The organism is Ensifer sp., from assembly GCF_035999185.1.
Lineage (GTDB): Bacteria > Pseudomonadota > Alphaproteobacteria > Rhizobiales > Rhizobiaceae > Ensifer.
On sequence record NZ_DASYHB010000076.1, the window covers coordinates 1 to 21,443 of the forward strand.

Below are 21,443 nucleotides of genomic sequence, written 5' to 3' on the forward strand. Positions count from 1 at the left end.
CCGCCCGCACGACATCGAGCTGATCGACGGCTGCGGCGGCTGTCTCGCCGGCCTCGTCACCGCCAGCCGCCGGGTCGCCGGCACCCGCCATCTCGAACTCGACCTTGGCCGCAACCACCCGCATGTCGAGATCGAACTGCCACCCGAACGCGCCAATGCCGGAGAACACAGCCGCATCGCCTTCCGCCCGACTAAGTGGAAACTGTTCAGGGAAGCGCAAAGGCAGGCACTGGCCAAGGCGGCCGAGACGGTTGAGGCAGATTCGCGGGAAAACGTCGAAGCTCCAGAAGCGAGGCTGGCAGTCCAGTTGTCGTAAGGGGAGTGCCGCCGGCCGAAATCACGTGGCTTTGAGATCGGCGGCGCCAAAGTCTTTTCTCGATCGGCATCTCGCAAGGCCCTTCCCTTGTGTGTGCGATGAGCCTGGCGACCATTGAACGGATGCGCGGGGGAACAGCCGAGTTCAGCGGCGGCTGAGCTCCGGCGACTGCGACAGCGCTGCAATCGCTTGCCAACCGGATCGCACCTGCAACTCGTTACAGCTACGGAAGGCAATTCCCAGGTGCGATGTTTACGCCGACCGTCGTCGCACTTTGGCGGAGAACGTCGGCTGCGCCCGGCGCAGACTGCAACGACCCGGCGACGCTTGGGACTGAAACAACGAGGAAGGACGCGAGAGAAGCGATAAGCCGAATGGCCGCGCGCGCCCCCAGTTCCCGCCTGCCGTATCAAGGCGGGTTCCTACAGCCTCCGAACTGATCGATCGGGATCTTGGCTGTCAGGCGAAGTCTCACGAAAGACGGAAGCCCGTCCTCAAGGCCTCTCGGGGCGGCACGCATGCCCGGGCCTGTCATCGCGGCTGCAAATGAATCGCGCCATATTCCGGACTTCCGCGAAATATTACCGGAGCATTGCAGGGAGAAACTATTTAGACGATTTAATAATATTAATGCCATAAGCATAGAGATAAAACCAGTTAAAATCTTGGGTTGTTTTCTTTCGTTGTTAATCGACACTGTTATGCATCGCCAAATCAAGATGCTAGGTGATTCTGAAACATCGAGCGGGAACAGATTATGAAAATACTCTTTTGCGCTCTTGCCCTATTGGCATTTGGCGCTTCCAGTTTTCAGCATGCTTCATATGCCGCAACCGCCACTGGCAACCTGACAGTTCGCATAACGATACAGGCGGAATGCAAGATCCAGACGGCGACCGACCTCGACTTTGGCTCCCGGGGTGTCATTGACGCAAACGTCGATCAGTCCACCACAGTCGGCGTTCAATGCACGACAGGAACACCATACACGGTCGGACTCAGCGCCGGCGGCGGGTCGGGTGCCACGATCGCTTTACGAAAGATGACGGGGCCGGCGGCGGCAACGATCAACTATACGCTCTACCGAGACGCCGCTCATACCCAACTCTGGGGCGTCACTGCCGGCACGGATACGGTTGCGGGAACGGGCAACGGCAACGTCCAGAACCTGACCGTCTACGGCCGCGTTCCGCCCCAGGCGACCCCGGCTGCGGGTGTTTACACCGACACGGTGGCGATAACCGTCACCTACTGAGCCTAAAGACAACGAGGTAGCAAGATGCGATCCACCATCTGGCCAGTTGGTGCAATGACGCTTTGCGTCCTATTTCTGGCGTTACCCCCCTCAACATCATCTGCCGCGTCGCTCAGGGTCGCGCCGACGACGCTGGAACTTGTCGCGCCGAACAGTGCCGAAACCATCAACCTCAGCAACGACGCCAAGCACCCGATCAACGTGCAAGTCCGCGTTTTTCGCTGGATCCAGAAGGACGGCATTGAGAGCCTGGTACCGTCTTCCGACGTTGTGGCAAGTCCGCCGGCAACCAGGCTGGCGCCGGGAGCTGCCTATGTCGTGCGGATCGTTCGCATCAGCCAACGGCCGATTGACGGCGAGGAAAGCTACAGAATCGTTGTCGACGAGCTGCCAGACCCATCACGCCAGAAGAAGGGCACGGTCGCGCTGATCGTCAGGCACTTGATCCCGGCGTTTTTCCGGAGCCCGGATGCGTCGACCCCAGATGTTTCATGGTCGTTGAAAAGGTCCAGGGCGGGATTTGTGCTGACGGCACGCAACGCCGGCCAAGCGCGCCTGAGGATCGCTGACCTGACGCTTGCAAGCGGCAGCCGCACGCTGACCAAGAGGAACGGGTTGCTCGGCTATGTGCTCGGCGGCGCCGTCATGAGTTGGCCCGTTGCAGCCGGTGCTGCTTCAACCGGTACGCAAGTGACGCTGAAGGCAGACAGCGACCTTGGACCAGTCCATGCCCGCGTCCAGGTCAACGGCAGATAGCGCCAGACTCCTACTGGTGTTGGGCATCGCTTTTGCCGATGCCGCAAGTGCTCAGGACGTGCCGGCGGACGGGTCGCTCATCGTGACCAACGGATCAGTTTCGCAGGCCGGGCGCTCTCTTTATCTCGAAGTTGTCATCAACGGCGAAACGACCGGGATGATTGGTCATTTCCAGGAGCGAGATGGGGCTTTGTACGCAGAGGCAAAGGAGCTGGAAGACGTGGGCTTGAAGCCGCCGGAAAATGCTCGCGGTGATGACGGCTTGATCAACCTGGATCGGATCGGTGCAGTTTCCTATGAGATCGACGAAGCACAACAATTTCTGAGGGTGACGGCCGATACGACCGCCCGAGCCGCCAAAGTTATCAATCTGGCCCCGGACGAAGGTGACGAACCGTCGGTAGAGTCCGGCCTCGGCGCAATCCTGAACTATTCGCTGTTTGCCAGCACCAACAGTCTGACCGAGGACGATACCGATCTCGTGCGCGGCGTGTCGGGCAATTTCGATGCGCGTTTTTTCAGCCCTTACGGCGCTCTCAGCCAGTCGTTCATAGCTGGATATACCGATGGCAACGTCGATGACTTTGTGCGTCTGAACACCACATGGAGTTACTCCGATCCTCAACGTCTGATGACGTACAGGGCGGGAGACTTCATCTCCGGAGGGCTTGTGTGGACCCGGCCCGTTTATCTCGGTGGCTTTCAGGCGCAACGCAATTTCTCCTTGCGACCGGACCTGGTGACCCTGCCGCTGCCGTCATTCGGAGGAACGGCGGCCGTCCCCTCGACGCTCGAAGTCTATACCCAGAACGTGCGCACCTACACAGGTGACGTTGGAACGGGCCCCTTCCAGGTCGTCAACGTTCCCGCATTCGAGGGAGCGGGGCAGGCGCGGGTCGTGCTCAAGGACAGCCTTGGTCGCGAGACCGTCACGACGCTGCCGTTCTATTCGTCAAGCATGCTTTTGCGGCAAGGCCTGTTCGATTTCTCGGTCGACATAGGCACACCGCGTCGCAATTTCGGTGTCGAGTCCAGCGACTATGATGGACGCCTCTTCGGCATCCTGAGCGCACGCTACGGGCTCGCCGACTGGCTCACCATTGAGGGGCACGTCGAGGCGGGAGAAGATCTTGTCAACGGTGGTGGAGGCATCGCTTTTCCGGTCGGATCGTTCGGGGCGGCCTCTATCGCGATAGCGGGCAGCGAGCGCGATGGCCGCGTTGGCGGGATCGTCAACGCGGCCTTGGAATTGTCGCTCGACGCGTGGTCGCTCTACGGCCGCTTTCAGCGTCGGTTGGGTGATTACGACGACATCGCGTCCGTTACGGCGCTCGTCTCGGCTAGAGACCCGGGCGGTCTGCCGATCCTGAGCGCGGATGTTCCCAAAGCGGTCGATCAGGTGACTCTCAGCGTGCCCGCCCCGCTCGATTTCTCCAGTCTGAGCTTCTCCTACACCCGCCGCGAGGACGCCGATGGCACGAAAACCCAAGTCATCGGGGCCTCCTACAGCCAGCAGATCTTTGAGTCATCGACCTTTTACGCAACGGCGTTCAAGAGTTTCGGCGATGACGACAGCTTCGGCCTGTTTGCCGGGATTTCAGTGCCGCTTGGCAATGACATGACCGTTTCGTCCGGCGTGGAACATGCGTCTGACGGTCTCAACATCGTGGCGGATGTGAGCAAGGCAGAGCGTCAAGAGGATGGCAGCATCGGTTGGCGGATGAGGACGTCCGAAGGCAAGAACCCCAATCGCCAGGCCAATGTCAGCTACCGCTCCCCGATCGGGCGGTTCGAGACGAGCGTCCAGCAGTTTGGCGGGGAGACACGAGCGACTGCTCAGTTGGACGGTGCAGTCGCGGTTGCCGGCGGCGGCGTATTCGCGACGAACCGCATCAACGACGCGTTTGCAGTGGTCGATGTCGGAGTGCCGGGCGTTGAAGTCAAACATCAGAACCGAACGGTGGGAAAGACCAACGGCACGGGCCGCATCATCGTGCCGGACCTCAATTCCTACGAGCCGAATGCGGTTTCGATCAATCCGAAGGACCTCCCGATCGATGCCGAAATTCCGGCGACCCGAGAGATTGTCGTTCCCGCCGCGCGAAGCGGCGTTGTCGTCGAGTTTGGCATCGAGGCGCGACCGCAAGCGGCTCTGGTCGGTTTCGTCGACGATGAAGGACAGCCGATCGAAGTTGGACTGACAGGACAGATCGAAGGATCGCAAGCGGAGTTCTTCGTCGGCTACGACGGCGAAAGCTACATCCATGGGCTGAAGGAGAGGAACACAGCGACGATCAGGCGATCGGATGGCAGCACCTGCCGCGCCGAGTTCGCCTATCGGCCGACCAAGGGCAGCCAGACGGTGATCAGGAGCGTCCCATGCCGTTGATGCGCTATCGCTTCCTCGTCACGTTTTTGTTCGCCGGCGGGACTTCCCCCGGCGTAGCGGCGGCGCAGAGCTGCAATTTCTCGCTCTCGAACCTGGATTTCGCTCAGGTTGATACGCTTTCAGGCCTCGAATCGACTTCCACGGCCACGCTGACGGCCTCTTGCACAGGCCTTCTTCTTTCTCGCATTCTAGTGTGCCCGGGCATCGGCGCTGGCAGCGGTGGCGCAACCGCTTCGGCAAGACAAATGTTGTCGGGCGCTGCCACTTTGAACTATCAGCTCTATTCAGACCCCGCGCGCTCCATAATCTGGGGATCTCAGCAGTGGTCGTACCCTTCTCGTCCTCCCGCACTTCCAGTCAACCTCGGCCTTCTTGGCTCGGGTCAGGCGCAAATCACCATCTACGGAAAGGTATTTGCCAACCAGATCGGGTCGGCGCCTGGCGTATACATGTCGACCTTTACCGGTTCCGATATGGCGTTCAGCTATCAATACTCGAGCTCGAGCGACTGCACCCAGGCTGCAGGCACGGTGGTACATCCGGGGTTTAACGTCAACGCGTTCGTCGCCGCCAACTGCGCGGTCACCACCCAGCCCGTAGACTTTGGAGCAGTCGGGGTTCTTAGTCGCAACGTCGACAGCGAAGGGGCCGTAATCGTCACCTGCACCCCGGGCACGGCCTATACGATCGGCCTCGGCACGGCGTCAGGCGGCGGCAACCCGACGGCACGCAAGATGACGAACGCGAGCCAATCGGTCACCTACGGGCTTTACAAAGATTCTGCTCATACGCAGCCGTGGGGTGACAGTGCCCTTCCGGGCAGCACGGTCGGTGGCGTGGGCGCCGGCGCGGGCCAAACCTTTACCGTGTTCGGACGCGTTCCGCCCCAGACAAGTCCGTCCGCGGGCGTTTTTACCGATACGGTCATCGTTTCGGTGACATACTAGGCGTGACCGAATAAAGGCAGTGACCCCGTGGCGACCAGGCATCGACGGCGGCGGCGGCTCGCGCCCTCCGACCGGAAAGGTCAGGTTGGCTCAGTCAGTCAGGCTCACGGGATTTCGAGCGGCCAGACTTCAACCACGCCGTGAGCAACGGCACATGGCGTCTTCGAGACCAGATCAATTGCTGCCGCAAGATCTGCAGCCTCAATCACCGCGAAACCCGCGACCGGCAGCGGCGATGACATGAAGGCGCCGTCCGTCGTCTCGATCCCCGAAGCATCCGCGTTGCGCACTTGAACCGGCGCACCGGCAATCCCCATCACCGCTCCGTTGTCGCGAAGCTGCGCATCATGCGCATGCGCAGCATCGCGAACGGCCGCAGCTGTGCGGTCGTAGCCGGCCCGGTCTCCGTATCCGATCGTCATGAATTTCGGCATCGACATATTCCTTCAAAGTGCCGGAAGGCGAGCATTGCGGCTAGCTCCGACGGGCTAATTGACAGTCCGGCCTTCAGGCCGTTCCGTGAGGGAACGCGGACCTGCCGGTAATTGTTGCGACGATGCCGATGTCCGCGATGCGACAGGGAGGACAGAATGCCGACCATCATCGCCCATCACAACATCACCAAAGGCGCGGAGCACTGGCTGAAATCGCCGAAACGCCGGGAATTCTTCGGCACCCTCGGCGTGACCAATATCCGCACATTCGTCGACCCCAATGATCCCGCCCACGTGGCCGTCATGATGGATGTTCCGGATATCGACGCGCTCTCGAAAGCCATGCAGAGCCAGGCGGCGGCAGACGCCATGACCTATGATGGCGTCGTACCCACGTCCCTCGTGATCCTGATCGAATCGTAACCGCGGCTCGCGCCGGACGCACAAATTTCGGGGCAAGACCGGGGATTGGAGGATCGTCCCTTCCGAGCGGCAGGTCTGTGCTTGCCGGCCTTCACGACGACGGTTCGGCGGGAACGTCAAGCACTACAATCCGGTACATACCGAGACAAAGGACGACACATCAAGGATACCTCACCTCGGCACATTGCGATCGTTGCCTCACGAACCGAGAAGGAACGATCGCATGCACCGCCGGATTCTCCCGACCATCGCCCTTGCCTTCGCAGCAAGCGTCGTTGCCTTTACCGCGCAGGCAGCCGACATCAAGAACATCGTTATCGTTCATGGCGACTTTTCCGGCTGGCGCCAGGCGAGCGATATCCTGCAGCGACGCGGCTTCAACGTGACCGTGGTCCAGGAGCCCCTGACGTCGCTTGCCGCCGACATCGAGGCGACGAACCGCGTGCTCGATCTGCAGGATGGTCCGACGCTGCTCGTCGGACACAGCTATGGCGGCCTCGTGATCACGGAGGCCGGCCACCATCGCAGCGTTGAAGGCTTGGTCTACGTCGCTGCATTTCAGCCCGACAAGGGCGAAAACATCGCCACGCTTGCGGGTTCGAAACCGCCGGCGGCCATGAGCATCAAGGAAACGGCCGACGGCAAGTACCTCTATCTCGATCCCGAGGCATTCGCGGCGGATTTTGCCGCCGACCTGCCCGCGGCAGAGGTTGCCTTCGCAGCGAAGGCGCAGGTCTTCGCGGCGAAGGAAGTCTTTGCGACCAGGGTCAATGAACCCGCTTGGCGGACGAAGAAGAGCTGGGCAATCATCGCAACAGAAGATCGCGCCATCAATCCGGACCTCGGGCGCAGCATGGCCAAACGCGCCGGCAGCCAGGTGACCGAAATCAAGGCGAGCCATGCGGTCTTCGCTTCGCAGGCAGAAAAGGTCGCCGACGTGATCGAGACTGCAGCCAAGGGGGCGGGCAAGTAGCCCGAACACGCAGCCCTCTGCGACTTGGGTGCGACCTTTGGCACTCAGGTCGCCCCGCTGACACTTGCAGGGCCATCCTGCCGCCAAACGCCTGTAACAATCCCGCCCTATTAGGCCCCGATGGCCCTTCAGCTCAGCGCAAGCGCGCTCCCACCGTTATGATCGCAAGCCCACCGCCGATCCGCGGCTTGACAGTTTGCAACGATCGGCGGCAAACTTTGGCCATGGGGGTGCGATCACCCCATGAGGCGCCAGCCGAAGCATCGCGTCCATTCAACCGCTCATCCGGAGGACGCGTCATGTCGTCATATCTCGAAATATCTCCCGAAAAGCTTGTCCGCCTCGTCGGAACGCCAAACTGCCCTGAGCTCATCGACGTCAGGATCGACGATGATTTCGCGCTCGATCCGCGCCTGATCCCGGGCTCTACGCGGCGTGACTATCGCAAGGTGCAGGAATGGATGGGGTCGGTCGAAAAGACGTCGGCCGTGATCATCTGCCAGCAGGGCAGGAAACTCAGCCATGGCGTCGCCGCCTGGCTGCGCCACGCCGGTATTGCCGCCGATGTGCTCGAAGGCGGTTACGAAGCCTGGGTCAAAGCCAGCTTCCCCGCCGTACCGGTTGCCGCGTTGCCGGACCGGGACCCCGCCGGGCGCACCGTCTGGGTCACGCGTGCGCGGCCGAAAATTGATCGCATCGCCTGCCCCTGGCTGATCCGCCGTTTCGTCGATCCGAAAGCGGTTTTCCTGTTTGTCGCGCCTGCAGAGGTCGATCTTGTTGGCCAGCGTTTCGGGGCCGCACCGTTTGATATCGACGCCCCGATCCGCTGGAGCCATCGCGGCGAGTTGTGCACATTCGACGTCATGGTCGAGGAATTCGGACTGGCCACTGCGCCGCTTTTGCGGCTTGCCACCATTGTTCGCGCCGCCGACACAGCCCGTCTCGACCTTGCTCCGGAAGCGCCCGGCCTGCTTGCAGCATCTCTCGGCCTCTCCCGCATGTACGCCGACGATCTCGAGCAGCTGGAGGCAGGGATACAGCTCTACGACGCCTTCTATCGCTGGTGCCGGGATGCTACCAACGAGACCCACAACTGGCCCTCTCCCAAGAAGGACGCCTGAGATGACCGACATCGCGAACAAGGCCGCGCCGGATACGGCGCGGCAGCGGGAGAGCCACGGCATTCCGTTCGGTGAAGCCGTTCGGGTGTGGGCAAGGATAGCTGCGCTCAGCTTCGGCGGGCCTGCCGGCCAGATCGCGGTCATGCATCGCATCCTCGTCGACGAGAAACGCTGGATCGGCGAGCACCGCTTTCTGCATGCGCTCAATTACTGCATGTTGTTGCCCGGACCCGAAGCGCAGCAGCTCGCCATCTATATCGGCTGGCTCCTGCACCGTACCGCCGGCGGCCTTGTTGCCGGTGTCCTCTTCGTGCTGCCGGGATTCCTGGCGATCTTGGGGCTCAGCTACATCTATGCCGTCTTCGGCAACGTCACAGTCGTCGAAGGCCTGTTCTTCGGCCTTAAAGCGGCTGTGCTCGCGGTTGTCGTGCAGGCCGTGCTGCGCATCGGCGGACGGGCGCTCAAGAACAAGGTTATGATCGGGATCGCCGCTGCGGCATTCGTCGCGATCTTTTTCTTCCGTATCCCCTTCCCGCTGATCATCCTTGCGGCCGGCGTACTCGGTTACGCTGGCGCACGCTCCGGTTCGCCATACTTTCGCATCGGCGGCGGCCACAAGGGCGGTACCGGGCCAGTGCTGAAGGATGAAGACTCGGCGCTCGGAGAAGACATTCCCGCGCATGCCCGGCCTAATCTTTCATGGTCGCTCAGGATCTCCGGCGTCCTGCTCGCCCTGTGGCTCGTGCCGCTGGCGCTGCTCGTCGTCTTCCTTGGCTCTGACAACGTGTTCAGCCAGATCGGCCTGTTCTTCAGCCAGATGGCGGTGGTCACCTTCGGCGGCGCCTATGCCGTTCTCGCCTACGTCGCGCAGGAAGCCGTTCAGCAATACGGCTGGCTGAAGCCCGGCGAAATGCTCGATGGCCTTGGCATGGCCGAAACGACCCCCGGACCGCTGATCATGGTTGTGCAGTTCGTCGGCTTCATGGGCGCCTATCGCGATCCTGGCGCACTCAATCCGCTGACCGCGGCGACATTGGGCGCGATGCTGACGACCTGGGTGACCTTCGTCCCCTGTTTCCTCTGGATCTTCCTCGGTGCACCCTTCATCGAGCGACTGCGCAACAACGTCGCGCTGACGGGCGCCATGTCGGCAATCACCGCCGCAGTCGTCGGCGTGATCCTCAACCTGGCGGTCTGGTTCGGCCTGCACACGCTGTTTGCCGAAGTGGAAAGCTGGAAACTGGGTCCGTTCGCCCTCGACGTCCCGGTGCTGCAATCGCTGGTGCTTCCGTCACTTTTGCTGACGATTGCCGCCGGCGTGGCGATCCTGCGCTTTCGCGCCTCGGTCATTGCAACCCTTCTTGGCTGCGCGCTCGCCGGCATGGCTTGGACGATCGCAAGCACCTGATCTAATGCTCTGATATTACACAATTCCGGACGGAAAACCGTTCTACACTTTTCCTGGAATTGCTCTAGTCGTCGTAGACCGACTGCGGAAGGTGAAAGCCCTCGGGCAATTGCGAACCGTAGAAACGCTCTTCCTGCACCGGCGGCGGAAGCTCTCGGTGCTTGATAGCGCAAACAGCAAGAACAGCCTTCAGCTGCAAAGGGCGGTAGTGCTCGACGAGATTGGGCGATGGATCTTTCTGGTCCGTCTGTCGCGACATCGGATTCCTCCTGGAAGCGGCTCGCCTTCAGGGATGACAGTGCCAGCCAATCGATCTCGGCGCAACCATTCGCAGCGCGATGCTCAAGCGACGATGCCGCCGATGGAGAGGACGCTTCGGCCCCCGCCTCGCGGTCCGTTGTGGATAATCACTGCGAACGATTGGTCTCTCCCTTGAGTCCGCGCGCGCCCACCCTAACTGAGCAGCGCTGACCCACAGCACCAACAGTCGGTTAGGACATTGGACATGCAGACACCCCTGACGAACCTTGGCCTGAAGTATCCCCTGATCGTCGCACCCATGGCCGGCGGGCCATCTTCGCCGGAACTCGTGGCAGCGTCGTCGGCAGCCGGGGCGTTGGGCTCGATTGGCGCTGCCTATTCGAACCCGGCGGCGATCGCGGATTTCGTAGAGAAGGTTCGGGCGCGCACGGACCGACCTTTTGCCATCAACCTCTTCATCCAGCACCCGCAGCCACAGATCGCCGACACGATGGTCGAGCGGGCCATGGCGGCGACCGCGCAGTACCGCGCCGAGCTCGGTCTGCCCGCGCCGCAGTTTGCTGCGCCTTACGAGGAGGACTTCGATGCGCAGTTCGAGGCGGTCTTGCGGGCAAGGCCGGCGGGTCTGAGCTTCGTGTTCGGCGTCCTTGCCGCCGATCATATGCGCGCCGCTCGCGCAGCCGGCATGCTGATTATCGGTACTGCGACGACAACTGAGGAGGCGCAGGCGCTGCAGGAGAGCGGTGTCGACGCGATCACCCTTCAAGGGTTCGAGGCCGGTGGCCATCGTGGCATTTTCGATCCGGAGGCCGCCGATCGTGAAATCCGCCTCGAGGAGCTGCTCGCGGAGAGCCGCCGCAAGGTCAAGGTTCCATTGATCGCGGCCGGTGGCATCATGACGGCGGCGGATGTGCGCGCCGCACTTGCCAAGGGTGCCAGCGCCGTGCAGATGGGAACTGCCTTCCTCGCAACAACCGAAGCTGGAACGTCCGCGCCCTACCGGGCAACGCTCCGCGGCCACGAAAGGGCGACACGAACGACGCGCGCCTTTTCCGGCCGGTTTGCACGCGGGGTCGAGAACCGGTTCATGATCGAGATGGCGCCTGATGCGGTGATGCCTTTCCCGGCCCAAAACAAATTCACGCGCGACATCCGCGCGGCATCGACAGCAAAGGGGTCTTCGGACTTTCTCTCGCTTTGGGCGGGAACCGGAAAGGGGGAACTGTGGCAAGGCGCAGCCTCCGACCTGATCGGCCATCTCTTCCGCGCCTGATGCCGTCCTATCGGCTTCGCCATCTCCAGACCGCGCTTTACTTCCACCGGCTTGCGGGTGAATGTTTGCCACTCAGATACCGGTATTGCGGGAAGCGGCAGAATGGATCGTATCGATGCAATGAAAGTCTTCGTCGCCGCGGTTGACGAAGGCAGCCTTGCGGGCGCCGCGCGCCGGCTGAAGCGGTCACCTACTGCAGTCAGCCGCGCGCTCAACCTGCTCGAAGCGCATGTCGGCGTCGAACTGCTGCATCGCACGACACGATCGTTGAAGCTCAGCGAGGCCGGCCAGCGTTATGCGGCCGCCTGCCGCCGCGTGTTGATCGATCTGGAAGAGGCTGACATGCTGGCTGGCGGCGAGCGTGCCGCACCGCGCGGGACGCTTACGATTTCCGCACCACCGATCGTCGGCGAAGAGATCCTTCGCCCGATCCTCGACGATTTTCTCAATCTGTACCCGGCCGTTTCGGCCAAGCTCCTCCTGCTCGACCGTTTCGTCAACCTGGTCGACGAAGGCGTCGATATCGCGCTGCGCATCGGCCATCTCGCCGACTCGTCGTTGATCTCCACGCGCATCGGTGGCGACGTCCGGCGCGTGGTCGTCGCCTCTCCCCGTTATCTCGCCAGCCACCCGCGCATTCATGAGCCCACTGATCTCGCCAAGCACCAGATCGTCGCCTTCACCAATTTCGGGCTGGAGTCCTGGAGCTTTCCACCGGCGGAGGGCTCGGTAATCCCGCGAACGGTGCAGCTTACCCCGCGCTGCATGGTCAACAGCGTGCGCGCCGCCGTCGAATCCGCCGCCGCCGGAACGGGTCTCACCCGGCTCTACTCCTACCATGTCGCAGGCCACGTCAAGGACGGGCGCCTGAAGATCGTTTTGCCGGATGCCGAACACCCGCCGATGCCGGTCCACATCCTATCGCCGCCGGGCCGCATGTCGGTGCCAAAGGTTCGTGCCTTCGCCGATTTTGCCCTGCCCCGGCTACGCACGGAGTTCGCGCGTATGGCTGCGGAAGCGGGAGGCCTTATCTGATTGTGCCGATGTTCGGTGGAGTGACCGCCAAACGACGCCAATTCTCTCCATGCCTGAATGGATGGAATTCTGATTGCACCACCGCCGAGGGCGAAGGACGGGCCAACGAAACGCCCGTTGCAATCGAAGAAGCATTGCATCCTATGAGCAATGAACAGAAGGTCGCCATCAACACCGGTGTATCTCAGGGTATCGGCGCCGCCATGATTAAAGCCTAAAAGCCCATCCGATCACCAGCCCATCGGGCGGATCGCCTGCAGGATCGGCATCCATGACGATTGGGCCGGTGACAAGCTCCTGTGCTTTCGCGGGCGGCATCCCCAGCATTGTACCCGCGGCAAGTGCCGAGACGTTGGCCGCAATGACGACACTCCCGTTCTTCTTGAGAACGACCAGCAAAAGCGGCGCCTCGTCGCCGAGCTTCAGCCTTCATCGCCACGGCAATAGCGAGAATATTCCTACGACGATTCAGTGCTTTAGCGTTTTGCCGCCTCAGCGCGTGCGCTTGGGCGAAGCCTTTTTTTTCACAGGCCACAGGATTCCCAAGTTGACAGAGATCAACATCGAGTCCAACATAGATATACAACGTCTTCTAATGTTGGACAATAGGAAAAAGAAAGAAATTTCGAATGGCAGTTCGCCCCCTCTCATCCGTGCTGAAGACACTTGCTGCATTCGACTGCGTTGCCGCCGCCGTAGAGCCGATGCGTCTTGCCGACGTTGCCAAGCAACTCGGGGAAGCGCGAGGTGCTGCCCACCAACGTCTCGTTACGCTGGTCGAAGCAGGCTGGATCGAGCAGACGCAGGACGGCCGCTACCGGTTGACGCTACGCGTCGTCAGCCATGCCGCCATGGCGCTCGAACAGTCCAATCTCGGCGCCCGCTTTGCCGGTGTTCTTGAGGAGATGGTGACGCAGAGTGGCGAGACCGCTTCGCTTGCAGTGCTCGACGGTAAGGATGCCGTCATCGTCCGCCGGGTGGAATCTCGCGGTGTTCTTCGGGCCGACCTAAAGGTGGGCGCGCATTTGAGACTCGATCGCACTGCTTTTGGCCGGGTGCTCGTTTCGCATGCGCGCCCGGAAATCATCGAGCGCCTTCGGGTGCAGGGCGTCAGCCTGCCCGATGACGAGATGATGGCGCTGGTTCGCCAGCAGGGATACGCGATTTCCGAAGTCGAAGGCCCGCGCACTGTCTCGGCTGTGGCCGCCCCGATCCTGGATGCGCAGGGCGAGTGCATCGGAGCGCTCGCCCTTTCTGGCCCGTTCCAAGGTTTTGACACTGAAAAATGCGCTGGGATCGTCATCGCGGCAGCGGCGGCGAGCTCTGGACGCATGCGAGGAGACCAATAAATGACTGCCCTTAGAAGACCTGCGTCGGAGTCGGACGCCCACCGCATCGCGCGGCTGATGCGTTCAGCCGGAGAAATGATGGCGCCCGAACGCCTGGCCGCGATCCAGCCGTCGCGTGTCAGCGCATCGCGCGCGTTGCTCAGCCAGGCAATCCGCGGTCGCTGGCAAATCCAGTGCAAGCGCTTCGAGATCGATGAGAAGGGCAACGGTGTCGCTGAATACCGCATCGACATAGGCGGCTGGCGCTTCAGCTTCCCTGTCTATTCCTTTGAGCCCTCACCCCACGGCCGCACGGGCCGCATCATTGGCCGGGCCTGGGACATGATGGGCGCGCTGGTCGAAGGCGATATGAGCCGGGCCGATTTCGAGGCGACGCGCACTGAACTTCCCAAGCTCTACGAAGGGCGCGCAACCCCCGGCACGCTCATCTGGTGCCGTTCCAACCGCAGCGGCCGTTTCTTCGAGAGCGCACGCCAGGCGCTGACGACAGGAAGGCAGCCGGACGTCGCTGAGCTGGCGCAGACCTGCTACCTCATGCGCAACACAGGTCTCGACGGCAACGGCACATTCGGAACCAAGACCTTCCTTGCCTTCGAAAAAGATCACCCACTGCGCTGGTCGCTCGCCGCGCAAATGCTGTGCGCTTACATGATGCGCGTCTTTGCCCAGGACCTGCTGCAGCATCTTGTCCGCCTCGGCTCGTCGCAGGCGCCCGACATGGCCAAGGATCTTCGCTGCTTCCTCGGCGTCGGCAACGGCTCGGCACTCGGCCTGATGTTGTTCGTCAACAACCATCCGCGGCTGATCGAACGCTGGCTCTTCATTCGCGAAGAGGCCATCGCACGAGCCAAGGCGGTGCTTCCCGACGACGAAGGTTCTGAGATTGCCAAGCTTCTTGCCCTCGTCGACAAGGCGATCACGTTCCGCAGTCAGGACCGTGCGGCCTACGAGAACTTCACGCGCTCCGACGTGCTCGCTGAAGAGCTGCAGACCATCCGGCGCGCTGTCGCCGACCTTCTGCAACGCTGGCAGGCCGGCAACCGCCTCGAGGCCGAACCCTTCGCACAACTCGCGGCCTCGCTTGAGGGCCGCGTCCACGCGGAGGCGATGGAAACTCTTCATTCGCTGCTGATCGAACTCGTGCCCGATGAGGCCGACGCCCTGGTCGAGGGCCTGGTTATCGACGAGGAATTGACGGGGCGCCCGGAAATGCCGGTCCACCGGCTGCGAGACCTGGTTCGCAACGACTATGTCTGGGCGTTCAATCTTAACCTCGACGTGCCGCCCGCCGAGCGCTACGTCTGGTACAAGTCAGTGACCGCGGAGGAACCGCGTCGCGGACTTGCAGCGGAGGTCGGCGGAGATGTCGTCAATCTCGGTCTCGACCTGCCACGTCTCGTGGTGGCGCTTGATCGCGACCTTTCGGCGGCCGACCCCAACCTCAGCACGGCTCGCTTCCTGTTCGCCCATCCGCAACACCGCGCGATCGTCACCCGCGTCCAGGCGCTTGCCGGCACCAGCCTGCATTCGCCGCACGCCGACATCATGAGCGGTTCGTTCACACCAGCCCATATCACCCGCCTTCTCAATGTCGGCATTCACGGCATCGACAAGACACGCGACTTCCTCGACCGCAACCTGCGCGGCGTCCTCTTCCATGGCGCGCCTCTTCCCGAAGACATCGCCTCTGGAAACGCCGACGCACTGTGGTTCTATCCTGCGGAGCCAAACCTGTGAGCACCTGCCAGTCCAACCTTCCGAACTCCATGACCGTCAGCCTGCGCGAGATGCGAATGGTGTTCGAGCGCCTCCTCCAGGTCACGCGCGTCGAAAGCGGCCTCGTGCCGGCACTTCGCGATTGCGCCGTCTACTCGGCGGCCCTCGGCCTCGGCGGCTTTTCGCGCCTGACCGCCACACTCGAGACGATCAGCAAGGCCACGCCAAAGGCGCTGTCACTGAACGGATCGGGCGACCTCGTCATCGACTGTAGCGGTCAGCACGCCTGGGTTGCCGCCGATGCCGCGCTCGAACTGGCGGTCGAGAACATGAAGAAAGGGGGTAGCGGCATTGTCACCGTGCGAAACGCTGCAGACATCGGCGAACTCAGGGTCATCGAGGCACTCGCCCAGCGCTTCGGCCTGAAGGCAACGGTCGCCGTCGGCGTCGACCGCGCGGCTATCGCCGTCACACAAGCGACTGATCCCGATGAAATCGCCCTTCTCGACAAGATCCGCCGCAATGGCGTTGCCGTCGACGCAGCGACTTGGTGGGAACTCTATCATCGCTCGGCGGAAGCCCTTGCGCCCGACAGCTATCTTTCGCGTCGCCATGCCGGCCCGATCATCGTCGAGGCCGACGGCAAGGTCATCGGCCGCCAGGACGAAGACGAGACCGATTTTTCCCTGCTTCTGGCCGACGCGCCCAAGAGCGCTGCTTCCGCCAAACACTGAACGGAATGACCATGATCATCGATGCTCTGCAATGCGGCCACTTTGACCGCTCATCTTTCGAAGCCTTGAAACGCGGCGGCTACAGCGCCGTAACGCCAACGCTCGGCTTCTGGGAGGGGACGATGGAATCACTCGATTCCCTTGCCCGCTGGCGCGACATGGAGCGTGAAAACGCCGACATTATCCTGATCGCCCGCACCGCCGCCGATATCGAACGCGCCGAGCGTGAGGGCAAGCTCGCTGTCGTGCTCGGCTACCAGAACTCCAATCTCTTTGAAGACCGCATCGCCTATGTGGAGTTCTTCGCCGAACTTGGCGTGCGCGTCGTCCAGCTCACCTACAACAACCAGAACGAACTCGGGGGCTCCTGCTACGAAGAGAATGACAGCGGCCTCGCCCGGTTCGGCAAGGACGTCGTGCGCGAAATGAACCGGGTCGGCATGCTGGTCGATCTGTCGCATGTCGGCGACAAGACGACTCTGGACGCGATCGAATGGTCGCAAAAGCCGGTGGCCATTACTCATGCCAACGCCGCATCGCTTTTTGCGCACAAGCGCAACAAGTCCGACCGCGTCATCAAGGCGCTTGCCGCGCGGGGTGGCGTCATCGGCTGCGTTGCTTACCGCAACATCACGCCCGACAGCGCATGCGCCACGGTCGACGGCTGGTGCGAGATGGTGGCGCGCACGGTCGATATCGCCGGCATCGACCACGTCGGCATCGGCACCGACATTTCCCACAACCACACCCAGCGTGACTACGACTGGATGCGAAAGGGCCGCTGGACACGATCCGTTCAGTACGGCGCGGGTTCGGCGGCAACGCCGGGAGCCGTGCCAAAGCCGGAATGGCTGCTGAAACCGGAAAACCTTCAGGACGTGGCGCCGGCACTCCTTCGGGTCGGTTTCAATCAGGAAGAGGCGAACAAGATCCTGAGGGACAACTGGCTACGTCTCTACGGCGAGGTCTTCCGCGCCGACTGACCGATTACGGAAACGAAATTCCCAAGCAAGAAGGGCCGCCGCCAGGCTCGCGAGCGGCCACGGGGAACAGCAATCAACGACCGTTCGACTAAGGAGAACAACGAATGGACACGTTCAAAAAAGCATCGGCAATACCGGTGTCGCGACGCGCAGTGCTCGGTGCCGGCCTTTTCGGGGCCGCCATGCTCGCCTCACCCTTCGTGCGCCGCGCAAGTGCTGCGGACAACGTGCTTTACGTCAACACCTGGGGCGGCGACTGGGAAGCGTCCGTCAAGAAGTTCCTCTTCGATCCCTTCACGGCCGACACCGGCATCGAGATCCGCACGGTTTCGCCGATCTCGTTCGCCAAGCTCGCCGCGCAGAAGACGACCGGCGTCTTTGAGTTCGACGTCACGACGCTGGGCGTCGCCGACGTCGCCCGTGCGAATGCAGCCGGCCTTTTGGAAACGCTCAGCGACCATGTCGACGCGTCCAAGCTTTGGCAGGGCGCCATTTATGAAAACGGGCTCTCGACCCATGGCTTCGCCACGCAGCTCGCGTTCAACAAGACGAAGTATCCGGACGGCCTGAAAAACTGGGCTGACTTCTTCAACGTCGAGAAATTCCCGGGCAACCGCAGCCTGCAACGCCACGCCGCCCGTGTTCTCGCTATCGCGCTGCTCGCCGATGGCGTTTCCCCCGACCAACTGTTCCCCTATGATCTCGACCGTGCCTTCGCCTCGCTCGACAAGGTCAAGGACAACGTGCGTGTCTGGTGGACGGCAGGCCCGCAGGCCCGCCAAATCCTGACCGACGGCGAGGTCGACATGGCCGGCCTTTGGGACAGTGATGCCGCCGGCGCCAAGAAGGCTTCCAAGGAACCGATCGAGATCGTCTGGGATCAGTCGATTGTCGACCAGGCGTGCTGGATCGTCGCCAAGGATAGCCCGCGTGCCGAAAACGGCTTCAAGCTGATTAGCCATATCGGCCAGAACGCTGAAGGCCTCGCGAAGTTCTGCATCGCCGACCAGAACGGCCCGATGAACCCGAAATCGTTCGATTTCATCCCGCCTGAAGTGGCAAAGACCATGCCGACCTATCCCGATCACCTCGCCCGCGCCGTCATGCTCGATGGCGCCAAGCTGACGGCGCAGATCGACGAACTGAGCAGCCGCTTCGAGAGCTGGGTCGGCCTTTGATGCAAGCCTCCCGGTTCGGCGAGAAGCGGAACCGGGAGGATCTTAAAACAGGTGCATCGCCCGGGGCGTCCCGACGCCACCGGCATGAAGATCGGGGTTCCCCGATCAGGGTACTGAGGGAGCATTGACATGAAGCAGAGATCGTTTTCGCCCATTGCGGAGGGGCCGATACCGCTGATGGCCCCGGCAGCGGTCTTCCTTGCGGTGTTCTTCCTGGTGCCGCTTGCCTATGTCGGCTGGATGAGCATCTCGCAGCCGGTGGTCGGCCTGCAGAACTTCGGACGGCTTCTGCATTCGAGCCTGTTTGCGTCGGTGCTCTATCAGACCTTCAGGACCGCCTTCCTGGTCACCGCCCTTGCACTCCTTTTCGCCTATCCGCTCGCCTATGCCGCTGCCAACGGATCGAAGCGTTTTGCGACCTTCCTTCTGACAGTTGTCGCCCTTTCTTTCTGGACGAGCTATCTCGTGCGCACCTATGCCTGGATGGTCATCCTCGGCAACCAGGGGCCGGTCACGGCGCTGCTGTCCTGGCTCGGCTTCGACCCGGCGCCCAAGCTCCTCTTCACCACCTTCAGCGCAACGCTTGCCATGACCCATGCGCTCATTCCGTTCATGACCATGTCGCTCTACTCGGTGATGAAGCGCATCGATCCTCTCTACGTCCGTGCTGCGGAAAGCCTGGGCGCCAGCCCGCGGCGGGCCTTCCTCACCGTCTATCTACCGCTTTCTGCACCCGGCATCGTCAACGGCTGCACGCTCGTCTTCATCTCCTGCCTCGGCTTCTACGTGATGCCCGTGCTGCTTGGCAGCCCGCGCGACCAGATGATCGCCGGTATCATTGGCGACCAGATCGAACAGACGCTCGACTTCGGGCTTGGCTCGGCAATCTCGATCGTGTTGCTCGGCCTGACGCTTGCCGTCTACGCTCTCTACAACCGCTTCTTCGGCCTTGACCGGCTGTGGGCAGGAGGTGACCGATGAACCCGTTCGTGCGCGCGCTTGCGCTCCTCATCGCCTTTTTTGTCGCAGCACCGATGTTCATCGTCATCCCGATGTCGTTCAGCTCGGCTGCGTCTCTGACCTTTCCGCCACCCGGCTACACGCTTGCCAACTACATCAACTTCTTCTCGGACCCCAACTGGACTGAGCCGCTCATCAACAGCGTCATCATCGGTCTTGGAACGGTACTCGTGACGCTCTGCCTTGCCATCCCCGCATCCTTCGCACTGGTTCGGCATATCTTCTTCGGCCGTGGACTATTCAATCTCCTGATCATGCTGCCGATGATCGTGCCGACCATCGTCATGGCGCTTGGCTACTACATGTACTTCGGCCAGTTGCGCCTCGTTCAGAGCTACCTTGGCGTCGTCCTCGCCCATAGCTGTATCGCCATGCCGATGGCGACACTGATCCTGACGGCGGCACTCAAAGGGTTCGACCGGTCCGTCGAGCGGGCCGCCATGAACCTTGGCGCGTCGCCTTTCACGACATTCCGGCTGGTCACCTTCCCGATCCTGCGCCCAGCCTTCACCGTTGCCGGCCTCTTCGCCTTCATCGCTTCCTTCGACGAAGCCGTGATCGCGCTCTTCATCTCCGGCCGCGACAGGGCGACCTTGCCGCGCCAGATGTTCAATGCGGTCCGCCAGGAGGCAGATCCGACGATCTCGGCTGCGTCCTCTTTCCTGTTCCTGCTCGTTCTGGCTGGCGTCTGCGTCTGGCTTGCGCCGCAATTTGTGCGCCGCCGGTCCGGGACCACACGTCAGCCGCTCGAAAACGGCGCCACCAACACCGCTGCGGCGGCATCCTGATCAAGGAGCACAGCCATGAACGCCCGTTCTCTCACACTTCGCAACGTCAACAAGAGCTACGACGGCAAGCATATGGCCGCCGACAACGTGTCGCTCGACATCAAGGCCGGCGAGTTCGTTTCCTTCCTTGGTCCCTCCGGCTCCGGCAAGACCACGACGCTGATGATGATTGCCGGCTTCCAGCATCCGACGAGTGGCGAAATCCGTCTCGGCGAACGCGCCATCGACAAGCTGCCGCCGCACAAGCGCAATATCGGCATGGTCTTCCAGAACTACGCCCTCTTCCCGCACATGACGGTCGCCGACAACGTCGCCTTCCCCTTGCGCATGCGCGGCGTGGAAAAGGTCGAGAAAGAACGGCGGTCGCGGGAGGCACTGGCGAAGGTAGGCCTCCAGGGCTTCGAGAAACGCGTTCCCTCGGAACTATCCGGCGGACAGCAACAACGTGTGGCGCTAGCCCGTGCGCTCGTCTTTGAACCCGATATCATCCTTCTCGACGAACCGCTCGGCGCGCTCGACAAGGCGCTTCGCGAGCACATGCAGGTGGAGTTGAAGCGCATCCACCGCGACCTCGGCGTTACCATGGTCTATGTCACCCACGACCAGTCCGAAGCCATGACGATGTCGGACCGGATCGCCGTCTTCAACGAGGGACGCATCGAACAGGTCGGCACGCCGAATGAGATCTATTTCGCGCCGAAGACACGCTTCGTCGCCTCCTTCATCGGCGACAGCAACATCATTGCCGCTTCCTCTCTTGGCGATGGCCGCTACGAGACGTCAGTTGGGGTCGTCGACACCAAGGCTGCAGGCAGTGACCGCAACAGCAAAGCCGAATTGCTATTGCGGCCCGAAATGATCCGCCTTGCCGATGGAGCGGACCCAAGCCGCCAGGCGATGAAGATCGACAGCACCATCAACTACGGTGACAACCTTCTGGTCATCGGCAAGCTCGGCGCGCAGGCGATCCGCATGCGCGTGCCCGGCGTCGATGCACGACGGCTCGACGGCGCTTCCGAGTGCCACGTCACCTGGCGCAGCGAAGACGTGCACGTCATCGCCTGACAATCGCAAAGCGCAATCA

At 62.0% G+C, this 21,443-nt stretch carries 23 protein-coding genes; 20 read left to right on the plus strand and 3 right to left on the minus strand.

Features of this window, described 5'->3' with window-relative positions; translation table 11 throughout:
- From VGO04_RS07510 to VGO04_RS07530, 5 genes are all read left to right on the plus strand, one after another.
- A partial coding sequence (locus VGO04_RS07510) for a TOBE-like domain-containing protein (protein ID WP_327495326.1) occupies positions 1-316 on the plus strand: 316 nt, incomplete at its 5' end.
- A gap of 757 nt (positions 317-1,073) precedes the next feature.
- On the plus strand, positions 1,074-1,571 hold the full coding sequence (locus tag VGO04_RS07515) for a spore coat U domain-containing protein (RefSeq protein ID WP_327495327.1): 498 nt from the start codon (positions 1,074-1,076) through the stop codon (positions 1,569-1,571).
- A 24-nt stretch (positions 1,572-1,595) separates the two neighbouring features.
- Complete coding sequence (locus VGO04_RS07520) at positions 1,596-2,327, plus strand: molecular chaperone (protein WP_327495328.1); 732 nt, start codon at positions 1,596-1,598, stop codon at positions 2,325-2,327.
- Positions 2,299-4,716, plus strand: a complete 2,418-nt coding sequence (locus VGO04_RS07525) for a fimbria/pilus outer membrane usher protein (protein ID WP_422653418.1) — start codon at positions 2,299-2,301, stop codon at positions 4,714-4,716. The genes VGO04_RS07520 and VGO04_RS07525 overlap by 29 nt, the downstream gene beginning before the upstream one ends.
- Complete coding sequence (locus VGO04_RS07530; RefSeq protein ID WP_327495330.1) at positions 4,707-5,663, plus strand: spore coat U domain-containing protein; 957 nt, start codon at positions 4,707-4,709, stop codon at positions 5,661-5,663. Before VGO04_RS07525 ends, VGO04_RS07530 begins: the two co-directional genes overlap by 10 nt.
- 104 nt (positions 5,664-5,767) lie before the next feature.
- Here the strand turns inward: VGO04_RS07530 and VGO04_RS07535 are convergent, their stop codons facing one another.
- Positions 5,768-6,097, minus strand: a complete 330-nt coding sequence (locus VGO04_RS07535; RefSeq protein WP_327495331.1) for a transcription initiation protein — start codon at positions 6,095-6,097, stop codon at positions 5,768-5,770.
- A 156-nt stretch (positions 6,098-6,253) separates the two neighbouring features.
- Here VGO04_RS07535 and VGO04_RS07540 point away from each other — a divergent pair, with 156 nt between their 5' ends.
- From VGO04_RS07540 to chrA, 4 genes are all read left to right on the plus strand, one after another.
- A complete protein-coding gene (locus VGO04_RS07540) occupies positions 6,254-6,520 on the plus strand; it encodes a hypothetical protein (RefSeq protein WP_327495332.1) in 267 nt (88 codons plus the stop codon).
- A 223-nt stretch (positions 6,521-6,743) separates the two neighbouring features.
- Positions 6,744-7,493, plus strand: a complete 750-nt coding sequence (locus VGO04_RS07545; protein ID WP_327495333.1) for an alpha/beta hydrolase — start codon at positions 6,744-6,746, stop codon at positions 7,491-7,493.
- A gap of 299 nt (positions 7,494-7,792) precedes the next feature.
- Positions 7,793-8,614: a sulfurtransferase/chromate resistance protein gene (locus VGO04_RS07550; protein WP_327495334.1), complete on the plus strand. Its 822-nt coding sequence runs from the start codon at positions 7,793-7,795 to the stop codon at positions 8,612-8,614.
- Between the two features lies 1 nt (position 8,615).
- On the plus strand, positions 8,616-10,022 hold the full coding sequence (chrA, locus tag VGO04_RS07555; RefSeq protein ID WP_327495335.1) for a chromate efflux transporter: 1,407 nt from the start codon (positions 8,616-8,618) through the stop codon (positions 10,020-10,022).
- A 64-nt stretch (positions 10,023-10,086) separates the two neighbouring features.
- On the opposite strand, the gene VGO04_RS07560 is transcribed toward chrA, so the two are convergent.
- On the minus strand, positions 10,087-10,281 hold the full coding sequence (locus VGO04_RS07560; protein ID WP_327495336.1) for a hypothetical protein: 195 nt from the start codon (positions 10,279-10,281) through the stop codon (positions 10,087-10,089).
- A gap of 246 nt (positions 10,282-10,527) precedes the next feature.
- On the opposite strand from VGO04_RS07560, the gene VGO04_RS07565 reads away from it, so the two are divergent.
- From VGO04_RS07565 to VGO04_RS07575, 3 genes are all read left to right on the plus strand, one after another.
- Positions 10,528-11,556 carry a nitronate monooxygenase gene (locus VGO04_RS07565; RefSeq protein ID WP_327495337.1) on the plus strand — a complete coding sequence of 343 codons (1,029 nt, stop codon included), beginning with the start codon at positions 10,528-10,530 and terminating at the stop codon, positions 11,554-11,556.
- A gap of 102 nt (positions 11,557-11,658) precedes the next feature.
- On the plus strand, positions 11,659-12,591 hold the full coding sequence (locus VGO04_RS07570) for a LysR family transcriptional regulator (RefSeq protein ID WP_327495338.1): 933 nt from the start codon (positions 11,659-11,661) through the stop codon (positions 12,589-12,591).
- Between the two features lie 8 nt (positions 12,592-12,599).
- Entirely contained in the window at positions 12,600-12,809 is a 210-nt protein-coding gene (locus VGO04_RS07575) for a hypothetical protein (RefSeq protein ID WP_327495339.1), read from the plus strand.
- Here the strand turns inward: VGO04_RS07575 and VGO04_RS07580 are convergent.
- Positions 12,799-12,990, minus strand: coding sequence for a hypothetical protein (locus tag VGO04_RS07580; protein WP_327495340.1), 192 nt, complete (start codon positions 12,988-12,990; stop codon positions 12,799-12,801). The genes VGO04_RS07575 and VGO04_RS07580 overlap by 11 nt on opposite strands.
- A gap of 230 nt (positions 12,991-13,220) precedes the next feature.
- On the opposite strand from VGO04_RS07580, the gene VGO04_RS07585 reads away from it, so the two are divergent.
- From VGO04_RS07585 to VGO04_RS07620, 8 genes are all read left to right on the plus strand, one after another.
- Entirely contained in the window at positions 13,221-13,940 is a 720-nt protein-coding gene (locus tag VGO04_RS07585; RefSeq protein WP_327495341.1) for an IclR family transcriptional regulator, read from the plus strand.
- On the plus strand, positions 13,941-15,677 hold the full coding sequence (locus VGO04_RS07590) for a hypothetical protein (RefSeq protein ID WP_327495342.1): 1,737 nt from the start codon (positions 13,941-13,943) through the stop codon (positions 15,675-15,677).
- Positions 15,674-16,390 (plus strand): hypothetical protein, encoded by a 717-nt coding sequence (locus tag VGO04_RS07595; RefSeq protein ID WP_327495343.1) that lies wholly within the window; start codon positions 15,674-15,676, stop codon positions 16,388-16,390. Before VGO04_RS07590 ends, VGO04_RS07595 begins: the two co-directional genes overlap by 4 nt.
- An 11-nt stretch (positions 16,391-16,401) precedes the next feature.
- Entirely contained in the window at positions 16,402-17,373 is a 972-nt protein-coding gene (locus VGO04_RS07600; protein ID WP_327495344.1) for a dipeptidase, read from the plus strand.
- A gap of 104 nt (positions 17,374-17,477) precedes the next feature.
- Entirely contained in the window at positions 17,478-18,551 is a 1,074-nt protein-coding gene (locus VGO04_RS07605) for an extracellular solute-binding protein (protein ID WP_327495345.1), read from the plus strand.
- A 129-nt stretch (positions 18,552-18,680) separates the two neighbouring features.
- Complete coding sequence (locus tag VGO04_RS07610) at positions 18,681-19,532, plus strand: ABC transporter permease (RefSeq protein WP_327495346.1); 852 nt, start codon at positions 18,681-18,683, stop codon at positions 19,530-19,532.
- The gene (locus tag VGO04_RS07615) at positions 19,529-20,359 is read left to right on the plus strand and encodes an ABC transporter permease (RefSeq protein ID WP_327495347.1); all 831 of its coding nucleotides are present in this window, start codon (positions 19,529-19,531) and stop codon (positions 20,357-20,359) included. The genes VGO04_RS07610 and VGO04_RS07615 overlap by 4 nt, the downstream gene beginning before the upstream one ends.
- 15 nt (positions 20,360-20,374) lie before the next feature.
- Positions 20,375-21,424, plus strand: a complete 1,050-nt coding sequence (locus VGO04_RS07620) for an ABC transporter ATP-binding protein (protein WP_327495348.1) — start codon at positions 20,375-20,377, stop codon at positions 21,422-21,424.
- The last annotated feature ends 19 nt before the right edge of the window (positions 21,425-21,443 follow it).